The sequence below is a fragment of the Bradyrhizobium sp. URHC0002 genome (genome assembly GCF_054059515.1).
The window spans coordinates 6,707,216-6,724,334 of record NZ_JBSSCF010000001.1; the positions used below are offsets into that span (position 1 = coordinate 6,707,216).

Genomic DNA, 17,119 nt, shown 5'->3' on the forward strand with positions numbered 1-17,119 from the left:
GCGATCAGGCCTCGCCAAAACCGTCATGCACCAGCGCAAGCAAGGCAGCAAGCGCTGCCTTGCCATCGGGGCCGGCGACGCGGAAATGCAGCGTCGCTCCCTGCGATGCCTTCACGCGCATCACCTTCACCGGACTCTTCGCATCGGTCCAGGGCCCGCCCGGCGCGAGCGCAAATTCGATCTTCGCTACGAAGCCTTTCGCGCACTGTGTGAGCTTGACCGACGGCCGCGCATGAAGACCGACGGCGTTGACGAGAACCGCCGAGGCCGTCAGCGGTGCGAAGGCGTTAGCCCCCCGGCTGGCGTTGACATCATGCATAGAATTCCTCCGCGCTACGCTTGACGGCGGCAAGCGATGAACCACCCGAGGATTCGGTCGCTGCGATCACAGCGCCTTCAACCACCGGCGCATTGCAGACAACGACGCGCGCACGCCGTTCTTCAGCCAGCATCTCTACCGCCATCTCCGAATTCGTCTCCGCCCCGCCAAGATCGACCAGAATCGCCACACCAGCCGGCGACCAGGCCACCTCGATTGCCTCGAGGATACCGGCGACATTTGTGCCAAGCCCACCATCGGCGTCGCCGCCGGTCCAGGCGAGCGGCACGGCGTTGCCTACCATCTGGCGCACCATATCGGCGGCGCCTTCCGCGATTTTGGAGGAATGCGAAACAATGACGATGCCGACATTGCCGGGACTTGAATTGCTCATGAAGCTGCCTCGAATTCCAGTGCAGCAATTGCTGCGCTGATCAACAGGGACGCCGAGCGAGACCCCGGGTCCATATGGCCGATGGATCTTTCGCCGAGGAAGGATGCCCGTCCGCGGGTTGCAAGCATCGGTGTCGTGCGGTCGGCGGCTTGCACCGCCTCGGCCGCAATCGCCCTGGCGTCACCGCCGCCTGCGAATACGGCTTGCACCGGCACCAGGACATCCAGCAAGGTTTTCTGCCCCGCTTCCGATCGCCCGCGCGCCTTGACCGCGGTGATCGCCTTGTCCGCCGCCGCGACGAGATCGGTGCGCGCCGGCTGCTCGGGAAGCGCCTTGCCAAGCTCCATGAAGAAGGTGCCGACCAGTGGCCCGGAAGCGCCGCCAACCTTCATGACCAGCGTCATTCCAATTGACTTCAGCATTTCCGGCAATGATTTGTCGGCAAGGCCGGGCAGCGTCGCGAGCACGGCCTCAAAACCCCGCTTCATGTTCAATCCGTGATCGCCATCGCCGATCGCCTGGTCGAGGCTGGTCAATTCCTCGGCGTGCCCGATCATCGATTCCGCGAGCGCCCGCACCAGTTTTTCCCTGGCTTCCCGATCGAGACTCATGCCGCGACCCTCCCGCCATCCGCATCAAAGAACAGCGGCTTGTTGAGACGAAGCGACACGATATCCCCGGCGCCGAGCCTTGCTTCAGGGTCGGACAACGTCACGACGGGCTGGCCGCCAAGGTCGAGATGGAGATGGCTCTGGTCGCCGAGATGCTCGATCCGCTTGACGGTCGCTTGTACGTCGCCGCCGCCGCGCGCGATCGTCAGGTGCTCGGTGCGCGCGCCGATGGTCATGGCCTCGCGTGGCGCGCCGGCAAACAGAGCCGCCGGCAGCAGATTGATTGCCGGCTGGCCAAGCCGCGCGGCGACGTGAGCGTTGATCGGGTTCTCATAGATCTCACGTGGTGTACCTATCTGCAGCAGCCGCCCGGCCTCGATGACACCGATGCGCGAAGCCATGGTCATCGCTTCGGTCTGATCATGGGTGACGTAGAGGATGGTCGCGCCGAGATCGGTCTGGATACGTTTCAGTTCAAGCCGCATTTCACCGCGCAGCTTGGCATCCAGCGATGAGAGCGGCTCGTCCATCAGATAGATCGCGGGCGAGCGCACCAGGGCCCGGCCGATCGCGACCCGCTGCATCTGTCCGCCTGACAACTGCGTTGCCTTGTTGTCCAGCTTGGTTTCGATGTGGAGAAGGCGCGCGACTTCCCGCACCTTCGCGCGGATCTCGGCCTCCGGTACGCGGCGGATCGGCGCGCGTAACGCAAAAGCCATGTTCTCGAACACGGTAAGATGCGGATACAACGAATATTGCTGAAAGACGAAAGCGACGTCGCGATCGGCCGGCGCGTCGCCGGTCACGTCGCGTCCGCCGATCCGGATCGAACCACGGTCGGGCATCTCCAGTCCGGCGATCAGACGCAACGTCGTCGTCTTGCCGGCACCCGTTGGCCCGAGCAAGGCAACGAACTCGCCGTCGCCGACGGTCAGCGACAGATCGCTGACGGCCTGCGTCTTCTTGAACGCCTTGGAGACCGCCCTGATCTCGACCTCAGCCATGCACTCCTCCCTCATGCAATACGGTACGGATCGCCCGGCCGGACGCCTTGTCGAAGATCGACAGCGTATCGGGCCGGAAGTCGAGCCCGACATTCTCTCCGGTCCGAAACGACACGCTGGCGGGCGACCGGGCCTTGAGTGCGCCATAGCGCGTCGTCACGGTGACGATCTGCGTCGTGCCGAGGTACTCGGTCCCATAGATCTCGCCCCGCACCGCGCCGCGATCGGTGAAACGCACATGCTCGGGCCTGACCCCGAGAACGAGATCGCTTTCCGCTAGCCCCTCGCGCGCCGCGGGAATGGCAACCTCGCGCTCGCCAAGCCGGATCTCCTGCACGCCGGCTTCCAGGCTGCCGCGGAACGGCAGGAAGTTCATCGGCGGTGAGCCAATGAAATCTGCAACGAAGAGTGAGGCCGGCCGATCATAGATGTCGCGCGGGCTCGCGACCTGCTCGACGACACCGTTGTTCATCACAGCGATCATATCGGCCATCGCCATGGCCTCGAGCTGATCGTGCGTGACATAGACCGTGGTCGCTCCAAGCCGGTCGTGCAGTGCGCGCAGTTCGCGGATCATCGCCTCGCGCATTTCAGTATCGAGCGCTCCGAGCGGCTCGTCCATCAGGAAGCATTTCGGCTTGCGCACGATCGCGCGTCCAAGCGCGACGCGCTGCCGATCGCCGCCTGCAAGACCCGACACCGGCCTGTCGAGAAGATGTGAAATGCGCAGGATGCGTGCGGCCTCCACAACCCGCCGGTCGGCTTCCGCCGCGCCGATGCCCTCGCATTTCAGGGGGAAACCGATGTTTCGCCGGACATTCATATGCGGATAGAGGGCGAAGAGCTGGAACACGAAAGCAATATCGCGGGCCGATGCGCGGTTCATCGTGACGTCCTCGCCGTCAAGCCGAATGGTGCCGGCCGTCGGCAATTCCAGTCCTGCAATCATTCGCAGCGTTGTCGTCTTGCCGCAGCCGGAAGGACCCAGCAGACAGAGGAACTCGCCGTCCTCCACCGTGAAGCTGGCTTCCTTGACGGCATGGAAGTCCCCGAACGATTTGTCGAGCGCTTCGACCCGGATCTGTGCCATCCGCCCTACTCCCTGACCTTCGAGACAATGATGAACATCACCGTACCGAACAGCGTGGTCGCGAACGACCAGGAATAGAGCGTCAGCGAAAATGGCTGCATCAGCATGACGACGCCCGCAGCAATGATCGCCGTCGCAATGGCTTCCAGCGGGCCGCGCCGCAGAATTCTGTCCGCGAAGCTGCTCGGCATGGGGGAATGTGTATCGAGGCTCATTTGCGAACGGCTCCAAAGGTAATGCCGCGCAACAAGTGTTTGCGCAGGAGCACCGTGAATACGACAATCGGTACCAGAAACAGCGTCGTACCGGCGGCGACCGCAGGCCAGTCCTGTCCACCCTCCCCGATGATGATCGGAATGAAAGGCGGCGCCGTCTGAGCGTTGCCGGAGGTCAGAAGCACCGCGAAGGCGTACTCGTTCCAGGCGAAGATCAGGCAGAAGATCGCCGTTGCCGCGATTCCCGTCGTCGCCTGCGGCAGCACCACCTTCACGAAGGCCTGAAAGCGCGTGTAGCCGTCGATCATGGCCGCTTCCTCGTACTCGCGCGGGATCTCGTCGATGAAGCCCTTGAGCAGCCAGACCGCGAGCGAGACGTTGACCGAGGTGTAGAGCAGGATCATGCCGAGCCTTGTGTCCGACAGTCCGATGGTGCGGTACATCAGGTAAATCGGGATCGCGACCGCGATCGGCGGCATCATCCGCGTCGACAGGATGAAGAACAGCAAATCGTCCTTCAGCGGCACCCGGAATCGCGAGAAGCCGTAGGCCGCCAACGTTCCGAGGGCGACCGCGAGCACGGTCGAGCCGAACGCGATGATCAGCGAATTGACAAAACGCGGCACATAATTCGACGGACCGGCGACCACCATGTTGCGGCCGCGTGCAATTTCATCGCAAAGCCCCTGAGGCGGTCCAAGCGTGCGGATGAATTCCGGCGTCTGGCGCGAGCGCGTGGTAAAGAGATTGCAGAAACCTTCGAGCGACGGGGTGAAGACGACCTTGGGTGGATAGGAGATCGCATCGTCCGGTGACTTGAACGAGGTGAGAACGATCCAGACCAGCGGAATCATGGTGATCACGGCGTAGAGAACCACGAGCGAACCCGCGAGTCGCCGGGTGCCGGGCGATGGTTCGACGACGGAATGGGCGGTGTTGGCGATGCTCATCGGCTCTTCACCCGGTTCAGCGCCTTGACATAGATGTTGGCGAGGCCAAACACCGTCACGAACAAAATGATCGCAAAGGCCGAGGAATAGCCCGTCCTCCAGCTCTCGAAGGCGGCGCGCTTGAGCGTGATCGAGGCAACCTCCGTGGTCGACCCCGGCCCGCCACCGGTGAGCAGGTTGACCATGTCGAACATCTTGAAGTTCTCGATGCCGCGGAACAGCACGGCGAGCATGATGAATGGCAACGCCATCGGCAGCGTGATCGACCAGAATTGCCGCCATTTTGATGCGCGGTCGACCTCCGCCGCCTCATAGATGTAGTCCGGAATCGATCGCAGGCCGGCAAGGCAGATCAGCATCACATAAGGCGTCCACATCCAGGCGTCGACGATGACGATCGCCCAGGGGCTCAACGTCACATCACCTAGCATCTGGAACGACGATGCGGAGCGGCCCGTGAGGAAAGCGACCACATAATTGAAGAGGCCGATCTGCGGCTGGTAGAGAAACGTCCAGAAATTGCCGACGACGGCCGGCGAAAGCATCATCGGCAGCAGGATGATGGTGGTCCACATGCCGTGGCCGCGGAACTTCTTGTCGATCAGGAAGGCAAGACCGAACCCAAGCACGGTCTCGATGACGACGGTCCAGAACACGAAATGTGCCGTCACCTGCATCGCCGCCCAGATGTCCGGATCGGTCAGGATCGTCTGGTACCAATCGATCCCCAGCCACTTCACCGGTGCATTGGCCCGGTTGGCCCGATAGTTGGTGAATGACAGATAGATCGTCCACACCAGCGGGAAGATATTGATCGCCAGCAGCAGCACGATCGTCGGGGTAATGAAGAGCCATGCGAGCGCCTTGTCCGAGAAGCCCTGGATCCGACGCACCACGGCCGGCTTCACGGGCACAGCGCCGTATGTGATCCGCGATGAGGCACTCAAATCATTCATGGCGTCGGCTGGTCCTGATGCGCCGCGATCGTCGGCTTCGAAGGAGTGTCCTGGTTTGTTGGAAAGAACGGCCTGGAGTACGAGCGAACCGCACTCCAGGCCGCTATCCTAGAACTTCTTGCCCTCTTCCTTGAAGATGGCTTTCCAATCTTTCACCAATCCGTCGAGCGCTTCCTTCGCAGTCCCTTTGTCAGCGACCACGTAGTCATGCACGCGCTTCTGCTCGGCCTGCAGGAGTTGCGCGTAGGAGGGCTCGGCCCAGAAATCGACCACCATACCCATCGACTTCAAGAACTCCTTGGCGAACGGCGCGCTGTCCGGGAAGCTCGGGTCGTTCAGCACGGATTTGGCACAGGAATAACCGCCCAGCGCCCACCACTTCTTCTGCACATCATTGCCGGAGAACCATTTGATGTATTGCAGCGCTTCACCCTGGTTCTTCGAATAGGAAACCACGGAGATGCCCTGTCCGCCGAGTTGGGTTGCCTGGGTGGTAGCGGCGGGATTAGAGAAGAAGCCGATCTTGTCACCGCCGACATTGGGGTCCTTGTAGAGGCCTGGGAAGAAGGCGAAGAAGTTCATCTGCAGCGCCACCTGGCCGGACTTGAACGCATCAAGACCTTCCGACATGTAGGAATTGGAAGCACCCGGGGGCGTGCAGCACTTGTAGAGCTCCTTGTAGGCTTCGAGCCCCTTGACGGCACCCGCCGAGTTGACAAAGCCATCCATTGCATACGGCTTGTTGGGGTCCTGATATTTAAAGCCATAGTCGTAGAGATAGTTCGAAACGCCCATGGTGATGCCTTCCGAACCGCGCTCGGTATAGATCGATGCACCATAGACCTTCTTGCCGTCGATCTCGCGCCCCTGGAAGAACTGCGCGATGTCGCGCAGCTCATCGAGCGTGTTCGGCACAGCGATATCCCGGCCATATTTGGCCTTGAAATCTTTCTGCACATCGGGGCGCGCAAACCAATCCTTGCGATAGGTCCAGCCCACCGCGTCGCCCATGGCCGGCAACGCCCAATAATTCGGTGTGTTCTTCGGCCACTGCGAATAGCCGACCACGGTGGCCGGCATGTAGTCGTCCATACTGATGCCTTCCTTCTTGAAGAAGTCGTTCAGCTTGACGTACTGGCCGTTCTCCGCGGCGCCGCCGATCCACTGTGAATCGCCGATGATGAGATCGCACAGCGAACCGCGCGAGTTGAGTTCGTTCAGGAAGCGATCGGCATAATTGGTCCACGGCACGAACTCGAACTTCATGCCGATCCCGCTCTTGGCGGTAAAATCCTTCGACAGTTCGACCAGCGCGTTGGCCGGGTCCCATGCGGCCCAGCACAGCGTGATGGTCTTGCCCTGCGCTTAAGCGGGCGTGGTGGCCGCTCCAATGCCGAGCGCAGCGGCAAAGGCGCCGCATGCAGCAAAAAGCACCTTCATACGATGGTTCATGCGCATCTCCTCCGTTAAGCCGGCCATCGACATAGCGCGGCGTTCCTGCCCGCTCGAATGCTTCGAGCAGTGCGACACAGTCCGTGACGGTCTGATTCACTAAACTAGCGTTTCCTCGCGCTTTCCCGGATTCTTAAGGACCGGCGAAGCTCGATTTGTTTAGTGAAGCACCATTTACTAAACATTGCAAGCGAGTTTGTTGCCGGCTTGGATTTCAAAGCTCGCGTAACGCCTGCCGGTTTAAGCAAGGCGACCGTTATGGGTGGTTTCCCATAAGCTTATTGCATCGAACAGAACTCACGAAGCAATCACGTCGGACGCCGAAAGGGCGCTATCGATTGCGCGTGTCGCCCTAGCGCGTCAATTCCAAGGCATTTTATTTTGTTGCGCCAATTCAATTTCGGAATGGCGTCGCTAGAACGAGTCGTTTGCCATTGCTTGATGCTTTTGACGAAGGTCAGATCGAAAGCTATGCGCAAACCGTGTACAGCGCCGCTTCCTTGAAGAGGCTACTCACTCCGGATAGGCGGGCATATCTCAACGTGCCAAACCCGGAAGTCGCCGCATCATTCAATACTTGTCGGCGGCCATGATGAGGGTCGGTGGAATTGAGGCCAAGTGCCCGGGCGGCCTTACGATCGACGACAAGCTTTTCGGCGCGGGTGCGCATCGCTGCGTCGGTGAGGCACTCGCCCGCGTCGAGATGGAGGAAATCCTCGCGACGATTGCACGGTTGGCGCCGGGCACGCGGCTGGTTGGTGCCTTTCCACGACTTGCGCCTGGACCCATACGCCAGGTTGACCGGATGGAGGTCGAATTTCTGGGCGGATAGCAATGTCTGCTTCGGTCATTCGCGTCGGTTTGGCCGGACCGCGGTGACTTCCGGTCTACTCCGGTGAACGGACATTCTCAGGATAGGCGAGCATGTCGAAGCGCGGGGTGTGCACACATCACACGCGGGCATCATCCGGTCGCTAGACGGCGTGACCATCGTTTACCCTCTTCGAAGCGCGCGATATCAATTTTGATATTGTGGTGTACTCTGAATGCATGCATGTCGATGGTCGGCCTGCATTGAGACAACTTTTGGGATGATGGAGGGCAACATGGCCAAGAAAGCAAAGAAGGCAAAGAAGACAGCCAAGAAGACAGCCAAGAAGAAAAAGAAGTAGTCGTTCGACCAGACCTCTAGCATTCGGATAGCGCCTAAGGTCCGTTGCGCCCTTCGCAGCACGGATCGGCAGCGGCCTTGGTCGCAGAATATCCGCGCAACGAACAGTCTGACCGGACCTTTATGCAGATGGCTGCTGCATAACGGTCCGGTTTTTCATAGGACCTAACGACCTGATCGTATGATGTTGCCGCTGGTACTCGGCGGCATCGTCCTCGGCATTGTGCAGTCGGGTGTGGTTACGGGGAGACGCAACCATCTCAAATTGATTATTGAGGCAGTAGCTTAGAACGCAACGTGAGACGCACGCAGTTTGGGAAGCTGGCGCTCTCTAGGAATGCTTTATGAGAATGTTTGGGGAAGAAGCGCCTCATTGTTTTTCAAGGCGTTTCGGAATAGCCGCCCAAACTGGAATGAGGAAAAGCTTCGATCCATCGCGGGTGGTGTCTTTGCCGTTGAAAGGCGATAGCCATCGTCTCGCTTCGAGATTACGCCGGCCAAGCTTCAAAACGCTGTCAGCCTTGAGGCCTCCTTAGAGGAAGCGCAATAACGCTTTGGCATTTGGTTGCCGTTAATCATTCTTTCTGTGCATTGGTATAGGACGTTGCCATCGTCAGTAGGTGGACAGCGGCAGTTCCTAACTCTTGCATGTCAGCGTCGGCTTCGTAGACCCCAGCGGCACGATGGTATGCGACCGCTACCGTTGCGCAGGCATCCGTCACGAAGTCTCCGACCCGGCGGTTCTCACGTTCCAAAACCATCTGCATCGCAGCTTTCGACGTAGCCTCGGCAATTTGACCATCGTTCAAATCTGGCTGGGAAAAATCTAAATCGGGCGGACGGCATTTCTTGCTGATGTCTTCAACGGCGCGATAGAACTCAGGCTTTCGCACTTCACCGGCTTCTAGATAGCTTTTTAGGAATCGCCGCGCTCTTGATTCAAGCCGTTTGCGATCTTGTCTAACCTTCTTCCGGCGCTCACGCCGCTCGGAATTGAACCAATCAAACATTCGCACCACCCCACCCTGTCTGATTCCTCAAGAGAACGGTAAATTGATGCTCTCTCGATTCGGAGTGCCTTCGCGATCTCGGATGCGCCCAAGCCATGCTTCTTCAAACCGCCCCAAGCGCGATCAGGAACGTGCCGTTCATCAATCTTCCTTCGGAAAACCCGAACAGCAGTCCAAGCACGAAGAGAACATGCCTAGGAAGATTAACCGACTCTGACGCCTTAGCGGAAGCGACCTTGCCGCCCTAATTTCTCTCGGTGGCGACATCAGCGACAGCTCCTCCAATGTGCCCCGCCAGAGCGCTAATGGAAAACAACAGGCCACGCCGCTGCGTTGTGGGCGGGTCGTTGGCCTTATCGATCTTGTCATTTCCTTATCACCACTGAGCCTACCGGCACCTTCTTTGATGGCGCCTTTAGCCTTGTCCGCAGCGCCCTTGGCAGAGCGTCAATTGGTCAGCAAGGCTGATAGATTTGTAAGCCGCCGGATGGCTCATTTCCGATTTGGGTCCCTTTCAGAAGTTGGGCCTGTGACAGAGATGGCGCTCGATGCTCAGAAGCAGACATCTTCAGCTGACAACAGCAGGTCCGAAAAGCGCCAAGAGCGCCATGCGTGCTCGCATCCGTCAGCTAACGGTAGCCGTTGAAGCCTGAACTTTAATTTTGCGCTTCGGGAACTGACCTGTCCGTCAAATCAGACCCCGCGTCTCACTGGCAAGTGAACCATTCGAACTCCCGGGGGTTTAATTTGCCAGGAGAATTGGCAGTGAAGCGAATCTTGAAACCGGTCACTTATGTCTTGGCTGCCCTGTATTTCCTGGTGGACGCGGTTTTCATGGCGATCGCCAAGCCGATCTCGGACTGGCTTGCCAGGCATGTCGTGCTGAGGCGATTGCGCGAATGTATCAGATCGTTGCGGCCCTACCCGTCGCTGGCGCTCTTTTCGGTACCGGTGATCATGCTGGAACCGGTCAAACCGGTGGCGGCTTATCTGGCGGCTACAGGGCAGATGGTGAGCAGCGTTGTGACCTTGATCGTCGGCGAGCTTCTAAAGCTCGTGCTGGTCGAGCGCCTGTTCAGCCTTACCCGGGACAAGCTGATGAAAATTCCAGCCTTTCTCTGGGCGTACACAAAATTCCGCCAAGCGAAGGCATGGCTGGAAGCCACCGAGGCTTGGCAAGCTATTCGCGCAATAAGCAAGGCCGTCCGCCAGTACGTAACCGAGATGAAAAAATCCGCTGCGATGGCGTTTCGGCAGTCTTGAGGACTGCGGGTTGGCGCCATCCGACGGAGGTCTGTAATTGAGCCGGACAGGACAGGCTCGAAGAGTCGCGTTTGCAACTTCGTAGTTCCGACGCGTAGGGGCAACCTGTCAAAGCTGTTGGCTAAAATTAACTGTTGTTCCGAATGGACTCCGGTTCGATGCGGGACAGCCTCACATCGGATCAACGACTTGAAATGGGCGCCGCGTGCCGCTGGCGAAATCCCACTTGCCGGTCAGACAATAGCCTGCGTCGACCGCTCGCGCGCGCGAAGCGTTTGGCGGTTCCCAGGCCACGATGCTGCGCGGATCAGCAAACACGGCGTGATTGGCCGCGGGCTCGAGATCGGCGGCAATCAGGCAGGAACTGTTGGCGACTAATACATTCCACGCGATCGAGGCGTCGTGCCGGGCGAGTTCTTCGATCGCCGCCACGTAGAGCGCAGGCTCCGTCTCGTCGCCGCCCGCCGCGCGCGGCAGTAGCATGCGGAACAGCCGCGAGGCGTGCCGTCGCTCCAGCAACGCCTCGGGTATGCGCCGCGTGCGCTCGATCTCGTCGGCCGCGGCGACAATCTCTGCCCCGAGCTCGCCGGCGCGGACGAACGGGTCCGGACCGGTCTGGATGTCCATGCGTCACCTCGGATTGGCAGGCATTGCAGCCGCGGCGCGTGGACCGGATTCCCCTACTCGCGGTATCTCCACGGCGCGCCGCCGGCCGCGGTCTCGTCAATCGTCCATTGCGGCAGCGCCAGTCCCGGCGCGACATCGGTGAAAACCATGCGCACCCGGGTGCCGATGCCTACCCGCTCGACTTCGGCCTTCGGCGCGAGTACCCCGTCCGGCCGCACCAGATTGCCGACCACGCGGAGCCCCTCCTCCTTGGTCGGCATGCCGCTCTGAGCGTCCAGTTCGACCAGCAACACGAGATATGGCGTGTACTGCCTGAAAGCAGGTTGAATGGCATGATGGACTTCGGTGTAGGAATGCACGGTGCCGCGACCCTCGACCGACACCCATTCCGAAATTAGCTCCGAACACCAAGGGCACGACGTTGTCGGTGGGTAGCGAAGCAGCTTGCACGAGGCGCAGCGCTGCAGGCGGAAATCGTGCTTCGCACAGTAGGCGAAGTAGTTGAGATTCTCATGGTCGAGATCATTGATCTCAAGCGGCATGCCGAGATATTGCGCGGATATCATTTGCCCTATCCTCTCCGCATCACCATCGCCGATCCCGTGCCGGGCATCGCCCAACCAAGATTGGCCGATACCTCGGCATTTTTCACCTGGCGACAACCACCCTCGCAATAATCGTAGGTATGCTGCCGCCTGCCGTCGGGCCCGGTCGGGCAACTATCATCCGCATCGTGGCGGAGTTGACGCACGTTCTCGATCACCATGGCGATGCCGTGGGTATAGCCTTCGCAGAGATGGCCACCCGACGTGTTATTCGGCCTTTTACCGCCGAGCATGATGGTGCCGTCGGAGACGTAGTGGCCGCCCTCGCCCTTCTTGCAGAAGCCGTAATCCTCCAATTGCAGCATGGTGGTGAAGGTAAAGGCGTCATAAGAGCCCGTGAGATCGACGTCCTCCGGACTTACGCCAGAGTTCGGCCAGAGGATGTCCTTGGCGTAGTGACCGGCAACGGTTGAAATCGGCCCGGCCTGGTAGTGCATGTCGACCCGCGGCTTCGAGCAGCGGCCCACCACACCGCGGATCCGCACCAGCGGGTGCTTCAGGTCTTTTGCCCGCTCGGCCGTGGTCACGATTATGGCGTTGGCGTTGTCTGTCTCCACGCAGCAGTCGAGCAGATGTAGCGGTTTGCAGATCATGCGGCTGTTGACGACATCTTCTGCCGTGACGCGCTTCTTGTAGTAGGCCTTGGGGTTGTTCGAAGCGTGATGGCTGTGGGCGACGCGAACATGGGCGACCTGCTCGGCGGTGGTACCAAAATCGTGCATATGGCGCATGAAGGTCGGCGCGAACATTTGTCCTGCGCTCTGCCAGCCATAGGCGCGGCTGTGCATCATGTCGCCCGAGACGGGTATTGCGGAGCGCACACCGGTGCCGCCGATCCGCACCTGCGAAAACCCGTTCATGGAGCGGAAGATCACCACCGTCTTGCACATGCCGGCCTCGATGACGCCGATCGCGATACCGATCAGCGCCTCGGTCGACGATCCGCCGCCGAACACGTCCATGTAGAAATTGAGACGGATACCGAGGTCGCCTGCCACGAATGGCGAGAACACCGAGTCGTTGAATTGATACGACAACATGCCGTCGATTTCGGAAGGTTTGAGGCCGGCATCGACCATCGCGTTGCGCACCGCAATCGACGCGAGCGCCCGCGTCGATTTATCCGAGCCTCGCGTGTAGGAAGTCTCGCCCACGCCGACGATGGCGTATTTGTCTCGCAGGAATTTGGGCGTGGTGGCTTCGACATCTTCTCTCGGCAGAGGCATTTCCCCGGGCTCCCGATCAGTTCTCTGTTTCTTGTCCTGTTCTCGCGCCTGAACGAGAATGCTCACAGTTTTCTCTTTGTCCATCTTCCAAGGCTGCCGGGCGTTCGCCCTCTCACGTGTTCGCGTAAGGCTTGATGATCTCCTCGCCGAAGCGGGCCAGACTCGTTTCGAGATCGGACATAAACGCTGTCACCGGCAGCGCGAGGCGGCCCACGCCCCGCGCGATACGCTCCTCGACGGCCGCACGCGGGTCGAAGCCAGAATTGGGCAGCGCACCGGGACAGCCGAGGATCAATTCCACCATCGCGGGATCGCGACCGGCCTGTTCGGCCGAACGGGCTACGACGTCGAGCAACGGCAACGTGTCGACCTGGGCGCCGATCGAAGGGAAAAAACCGTCGCCCAAGCGGCCGGCGCGCCGGGCGGCCGCTTCCGAGTGGCCGCCGACGATGATCGGCACTGATCTCGCGACCGGCTTCGGATTGCAGTTGACCTTGTCGAAATTCACAAACTCGCCGGCGAAGCTGGCAGCATCGCTGGCCCATAATGCGCGCATGGCCGCGACATACTCATCGGCGCGCCTGCCGCGGCGCTCGAAGGGAATGCCGAGCGCGTCGAACTCTTCCTTTAGCCAACCTACCCCGATGCCGAGTTCGATCCGCCCGCCGCTGAGATAGTCGAGCGTGGCGACCTCCTTGGCCAGCACCAGCGGGTTGCGTTGCGGCAGAATCATCACTGCCGTCATGAAGCGCAGGCGCGTGGTGGCAGCGGCGACCCACGTCAGCCAGATCAGCGGATCGGGAAAGTTCACCGACGGACCGCCCGGCAATCGGCCGCCCGGCGCATAAGGATAGACGCTCGCGTAATTGTCGGGAATCACGACATGTTCGACAGCAAACACCGAGTCGAAGCTGGCCGCCTCCGCCAGGCGCACCAGCCGCCGCGCGCCTTCCGGGTCGGGGAACGCGAAGTTACCGAAGTGCAGCGCGAATTTCACGGCGGCGGTTCCTTCCGGATCGAGCGGCGCGCTCTACCGGCGCTTTCCAAATGCCATCATGGCACAGGGCAAGGGCATCCGGGAGCCACAGTTCATCGCAGCGTCCATGCACCTAGCGACACTGTTCAAGCGACCCGGCGCTTCGTATCCTCCGACCAGGGAGGACCTGACGATGAAGCTGGGCCTGTCAATCGGCTATTCGGGCGCACATCTGGAGGTGCCGGTCGCACTTGTGCAGCGGGCGGAAGAGCTGGGCTACGACTCGGTCTGGTCGGCCGAAGCCTATGGCTCCGACGCGATCACGCCGCTCGCATTCCTCGCCGCCAAGACCAACCGCATCAAGCTCGGCACCGGCATCATGCAGCTGGCCGCGCGAACGCCAGCCAACGCCGCCATGTCGGCCGCCAGCATTGATGCGATGTCCGGTGGCGGCCGTTTCATCGCAGGCCTCGGTGTCTCGGGACCGCAGATCGTCGAGGGCTGGTACGGCCAGCCGTGGGGCAAGCCCTATTATCGGGTCAAGGACTACGTCGCGATCATGCGCAAGATCTTCAAGCGCGAAGAACCCGTGACGCACGAAGGCCGCGAGATCAGCCTGCCCTACAAGGGCGAAGGCTCTGCCGGACTGGCCAAGCCGCTGAAGTCGATCCTGCACATGAACCCCGACATCCCGATCTATCTCGCCACCGGCGGCGAGACGATGGTCAAGCTGACGGCCGAGATCGCCGACGGCTGGCTGCCAATGGGCTTCGTGCCGGGCGCCATGGAAGAGTATGGCCCATGGCTGGAGGAAGGCTTCCGGCGCGCCGGCAACGGCAAGAGCCTGAAGGATTTCACCATCCAGGCCTCCGTTCATGTCGAGGTCGACAACGACGTGAAAGGAGCGCTGACGCGCCTCAAGCCGGAGGTGGCGCTCTATGTGGGCGGCATGGGTCACCGGACCAAAAACTTTCACAACGACATCATGGTCCGTCGCGGCTTCGGCGACGCCGCCAGCCGCATTCAGGAACTCTACCTCGCGGGCCATAAGGACGAAGCCATCGCCAGCGTGCCCGACGAGTGGGTCGATCTCAAGTCGCTCGTCGGCCCACCGGCGCGCATCCGCGAGCGCTACCGCGCCTGGGAAGACAGCGGCGCGGACTCGCTCAGCGTGCGATCACGCCAGCCCGAGGCCATCGAGGTGATGGCCCAGGCCGCTCGGCCGAACTAGGTCCTGACCGGCGGAGAACAAGCATCATGCGTCCCCCCCTTCGCGTCGGCACCGTCTACGATTTCCGCAACACACCGGAATCGGGCATGGACATGCCGAGCCTGTACGCTGCGATCATGGACCAGGTGGTCATGCTCGACGGGCTCGGACTGGATCTCGTGTGGTTCACCGAGCATCACTTCCTCGAGGACGGCTACCTGCCCTCATGGGTGCCGATGGCGGGCGCGATCGCCGCGCGCACTAAACATGTGCGGCTATCGAGCGACGTCTGCCTGCTGCCGTTCAACCATCCGGTGCGGCTGGCCGAGGATCTGGCAGTACTCGACAATATCAGCAATGGCCGGATCGAGGTCGGCGTCGGCATGGGCTACGCGCCGCACGAATTCCGCGGCTTCGGTCTGCCCGTCTCGCGCCGCGTGTCACTGACGGACGAAGGCATCGAGGTGCTGCGCCATTGTTTCACCGGCGAGAAGTTCAGTTTTCATGGCAAGCGCTACGATTTCGACGATGTGGTGATCAGACCGCGCTACGTGCAGTCGGGCGGCCCGCCGCTGTGGATTGCCGCGATGTCGGAGGCCGGTGCACAGCGCGCGGCACGCAATGACAGCAATTTCCTGCCGCAGGGCGCGCGGTCGATGGTGCTCGATCCGTGGCGCGCGACGCTGAAAGCATCCGGCCGCAATCCCGATACCTATCGTGTCGGCATCATTCGCTCCTGTCTCGTGACCGACGACAAGGAGCGCGACTGGCCGCCCGTGCGCGCCGCCGAGCGCTATCGCGGCGAGATCTATCGCAGCTTCAACAAGGACGAGAGCGCCGCTGGCGGCGTTGCGGGCAACACGCGGGAAGCCAGCATCCCGCAGACCTGGGTGGTCGGCAACCTCGAGCACTGTGTGAAAGAGCTGACATCCTTCGTGCGTGAATACGGCATTACCGACCTCGTGAGCTGGGCGGTGCCGCCGGGCATGCGGCCGGAACAGATGAACGGCAGCCTCGAACGCTTTGTGCGTGACGTGGCGCCCCGCGTCAAAGCCGCAGCCGCGGCGGCCTAGGGAATATGGCGCATGGGTGTCGGGATCGGACTTGGCTGTGCGGAGTTTCCGTTTTCCGGAGCGACCGCGTATTGGCGCTGGATCGACATGTGTGAGGCCGGAGGCGTGGATTCGATCTGGCAGACCGACCGGGTCGTCGGCCGTCAGCCCTTTCTTGAATCGATGACCACGATGGCGGCCCTGGCCGGGCGCACGCGACGGATGCGGTTCGGCATGAACGTCGTGTCACTGGCGTTCCGTGACCCCGTGCTGCTCGCCAAGCAGTGCGCCACTATCGACATGCTGTCCGACGGTCGCCTGCTGCCCGCTTTCGGCATCGGCAGTCCGCTGGCGCCCGAATGGCAGGCGCTCGGCATCGACACCAAGACACGAGGCCGGAAAACCGATGAGTGTCTCGATATCATTCGCCGCCTGTGGCGAGAGGAGTCGGTCGACTTCAGCGGCGCCTTCTACCAGCTGAAGGGCGTTACCATCACGCCGAAGCCCGTACAGCCCGATCTGCCGATGTGGATCGGCGGCTCGACGGATGCCGCAATCCGGCGCACGGCGCGCATCGGCACCGGCTGGCAGGCCGGCGGCGAAGCGCCGGCTGAGGCCGGTCACGTCGTGGCTGCGATCAAGGCCGCCACCCGCGAAGCCGGCCGATCCATCGACGAAGATCACTATGGCGCCGGTTTCGCGTTCCACTTCGGCAGCCGGAACGCGCCGGGTGTCGGCAAGGCGATGGATGCCTACGCCAAACGCACCGGACGTGAAGCCACGCACGCATTCGCAATCGGCGACGCCGACACGATTCTCGCGCGCATTGCCGAATATGTCGACGCCGGCGTGTCGAAGTTCATCTTGCGGCCACTCGGCGGTGATGACGACACACTTCTGGCCCAGACCCGTCAGCTAATCGAGCAAGTTCTGCCGCGCGCGGAAGCGCGCTGGCCGAAACCAAAGACAAGCGATCTATAGCGACACA

18 protein-coding genes and 1 pseudogene are annotated in these 17,119 nt (G+C 61.2%); 5 read left to right on the top strand and 14 right to left on the bottom strand.

Annotated elements, in window-relative coordinates:
* Positions 1-4: 4 nt before the first annotated feature.
* The 9 genes and pseudogenes from ACVWVY_RS32815 to ACVWVY_RS32855 form a co-directional block, all read right to left on the bottom strand.
* Positions 5-319: an HPr family phosphocarrier protein gene (locus tag ACVWVY_RS32815; protein ID WP_456630267.1), complete on the bottom strand. Its 315-nt coding sequence runs from the start codon at positions 317-319 to the stop codon at positions 5-7.
* Positions 312-713 carry a dihydroxyacetone kinase phosphoryl donor subunit DhaM gene (gene dhaM, locus ACVWVY_RS32820; protein ID WP_456630268.1) on the bottom strand — a complete coding sequence of 134 codons (402 nt, stop codon included), beginning with the start codon at positions 711-713 and terminating at the stop codon, positions 312-314. The genes ACVWVY_RS32815 and dhaM overlap by 8 nt, the downstream gene beginning before the upstream one ends.
* On the bottom strand, positions 710-1,324 hold the full coding sequence (gene dhaL, locus ACVWVY_RS32825) for a dihydroxyacetone kinase subunit DhaL (protein ID WP_456630269.1): 615 nt from the start codon (positions 1,322-1,324) through the stop codon (positions 710-712). The genes dhaM and dhaL overlap by 4 nt, the downstream gene beginning before the upstream one ends.
* The gene (locus tag ACVWVY_RS32830; protein ID WP_456630270.1) at positions 1,321-2,328 is read right to left on the bottom strand and encodes an ABC transporter ATP-binding protein; all 1,008 of its coding nucleotides are present in this window, start codon (positions 2,326-2,328) and stop codon (positions 1,321-1,323) included. Before ACVWVY_RS32830 ends, dhaL begins: the two co-directional genes overlap by 4 nt.
* Positions 2,321-3,418 (bottom strand): ABC transporter ATP-binding protein, encoded by a 1,098-nt coding sequence (locus ACVWVY_RS32835; RefSeq protein ID WP_456630271.1) that lies wholly within the window; start codon positions 3,416-3,418, stop codon positions 2,321-2,323. Before ACVWVY_RS32835 ends, ACVWVY_RS32830 begins: the two co-directional genes overlap by 8 nt.
* A gap of 5 nt (positions 3,419-3,423) precedes the next feature.
* Positions 3,424-3,633 (bottom strand): hypothetical protein, encoded by a 210-nt coding sequence (locus ACVWVY_RS32840; RefSeq protein WP_456630272.1) that lies wholly within the window; start codon positions 3,631-3,633, stop codon positions 3,424-3,426.
* Complete coding sequence (locus ACVWVY_RS32845) at positions 3,630-4,583, bottom strand: carbohydrate ABC transporter permease (RefSeq protein WP_456630273.1); 954 nt, start codon at positions 4,581-4,583, stop codon at positions 3,630-3,632. The genes ACVWVY_RS32840 and ACVWVY_RS32845 overlap by 4 nt, the downstream gene beginning before the upstream one ends.
* The gene (locus ACVWVY_RS32850; RefSeq protein WP_456630274.1) at positions 4,580-5,539 is read right to left on the bottom strand and encodes a carbohydrate ABC transporter permease; all 960 of its coding nucleotides are present in this window, start codon (positions 5,537-5,539) and stop codon (positions 4,580-4,582) included. The genes ACVWVY_RS32845 and ACVWVY_RS32850 overlap by 4 nt, the downstream gene beginning before the upstream one ends.
* A 108-nt stretch (positions 5,540-5,647) precedes the next feature.
* A pseudogene (locus ACVWVY_RS32855) lies at positions 5,648-6,904 on the bottom strand (ABC transporter substrate-binding protein); the annotation flags it as partial.
* A 679-nt stretch (positions 6,905-7,583) separates the two neighbouring features.
* On the opposite strand from ACVWVY_RS32855, the gene ACVWVY_RS32860 reads away from it, so the two are divergent.
* Positions 7,584-7,823 carry a cytochrome P450 gene (locus ACVWVY_RS32860; RefSeq protein WP_456630275.1) on the top strand — a complete coding sequence of 80 codons (240 nt, stop codon included), beginning with the start codon at positions 7,584-7,586 and terminating at the stop codon, positions 7,821-7,823.
* Between the two features lie 914 nt (positions 7,824-8,737).
* On the opposite strand, the gene ACVWVY_RS32865 is transcribed toward ACVWVY_RS32860, so the two are convergent.
* On the bottom strand, positions 8,738-9,172 hold the full coding sequence (locus tag ACVWVY_RS32865; protein WP_456630276.1) for a hypothetical protein: 435 nt from the start codon (positions 9,170-9,172) through the stop codon (positions 8,738-8,740).
* Between the two features lie 765 nt (positions 9,173-9,937).
* On the opposite strand from ACVWVY_RS32865, the gene ACVWVY_RS32870 reads away from it, so the two are divergent.
* Complete coding sequence (locus tag ACVWVY_RS32870) at positions 9,938-10,435, top strand: hypothetical protein (RefSeq protein ID WP_456630277.1); 498 nt, start codon at positions 9,938-9,940, stop codon at positions 10,433-10,435.
* 171 nt (positions 10,436-10,606) lie between these two features.
* Here the strand turns inward: ACVWVY_RS32870 and ACVWVY_RS32875 are convergent, their stop codons facing one another.
* The 4 genes from ACVWVY_RS32875 to ACVWVY_RS32890 all read right to left on the bottom strand — a co-directional run bounded on the left by ACVWVY_RS32875 (position 10,607) and on the right by ACVWVY_RS32890 (position 13,890).
* Complete coding sequence (locus ACVWVY_RS32875; RefSeq protein WP_456630278.1) at positions 10,607-11,062, bottom strand: acyl-CoA dehydrogenase family protein; 456 nt, start codon at positions 11,060-11,062, stop codon at positions 10,607-10,609.
* A gap of 53 nt (positions 11,063-11,115) precedes the next feature.
* Positions 11,116-11,628, bottom strand: coding sequence for a Zn-ribbon domain-containing OB-fold protein (locus ACVWVY_RS32880; RefSeq protein ID WP_456630279.1), 513 nt, complete (start codon positions 11,626-11,628; stop codon positions 11,116-11,118).
* 5 nt (positions 11,629-11,633) lie between these two features.
* Positions 11,634-12,893, bottom strand: a complete 1,260-nt coding sequence (locus tag ACVWVY_RS32885) for a thiolase C-terminal domain-containing protein (protein WP_456630280.1) — start codon at positions 12,891-12,893, stop codon at positions 11,634-11,636.
* Positions 12,894-13,005: 112 nt separating this feature from the next.
* Positions 13,006-13,890 carry an LLM class F420-dependent oxidoreductase gene (locus ACVWVY_RS32890; protein WP_456630281.1) on the bottom strand — a complete coding sequence of 295 codons (885 nt, stop codon included), beginning with the start codon at positions 13,888-13,890 and terminating at the stop codon, positions 13,006-13,008.
* 172 nt (positions 13,891-14,062) lie between these two features.
* Between ACVWVY_RS32890 and ACVWVY_RS32895 the strand changes: the two genes are divergently transcribed.
* The 3 genes from ACVWVY_RS32895 to ACVWVY_RS32905 are packed head-to-tail and all read left to right on the top strand — an operon-like array spanning position 14,063 to position 17,112.
* A complete protein-coding gene (locus ACVWVY_RS32895) occupies positions 14,063-15,100 on the top strand; it encodes an LLM class F420-dependent oxidoreductase (protein WP_456630282.1) in 1,038 nt (345 codons plus the stop codon).
* A gap of 26 nt (positions 15,101-15,126) precedes the next feature.
* On the top strand, positions 15,127-16,152 hold the full coding sequence (locus ACVWVY_RS32900) for an LLM class flavin-dependent oxidoreductase (protein WP_456630283.1): 1,026 nt from the start codon (positions 15,127-15,129) through the stop codon (positions 16,150-16,152).
* Positions 16,153-16,164: 12 nt separating this feature from the next.
* Positions 16,165-17,112: an LLM class flavin-dependent oxidoreductase gene (locus ACVWVY_RS32905; RefSeq protein ID WP_456630284.1), complete on the top strand. Its 948-nt coding sequence runs from the start codon at positions 16,165-16,167 to the stop codon at positions 17,110-17,112.
* Positions 17,113-17,119: the final 7 nt, after the last annotated feature.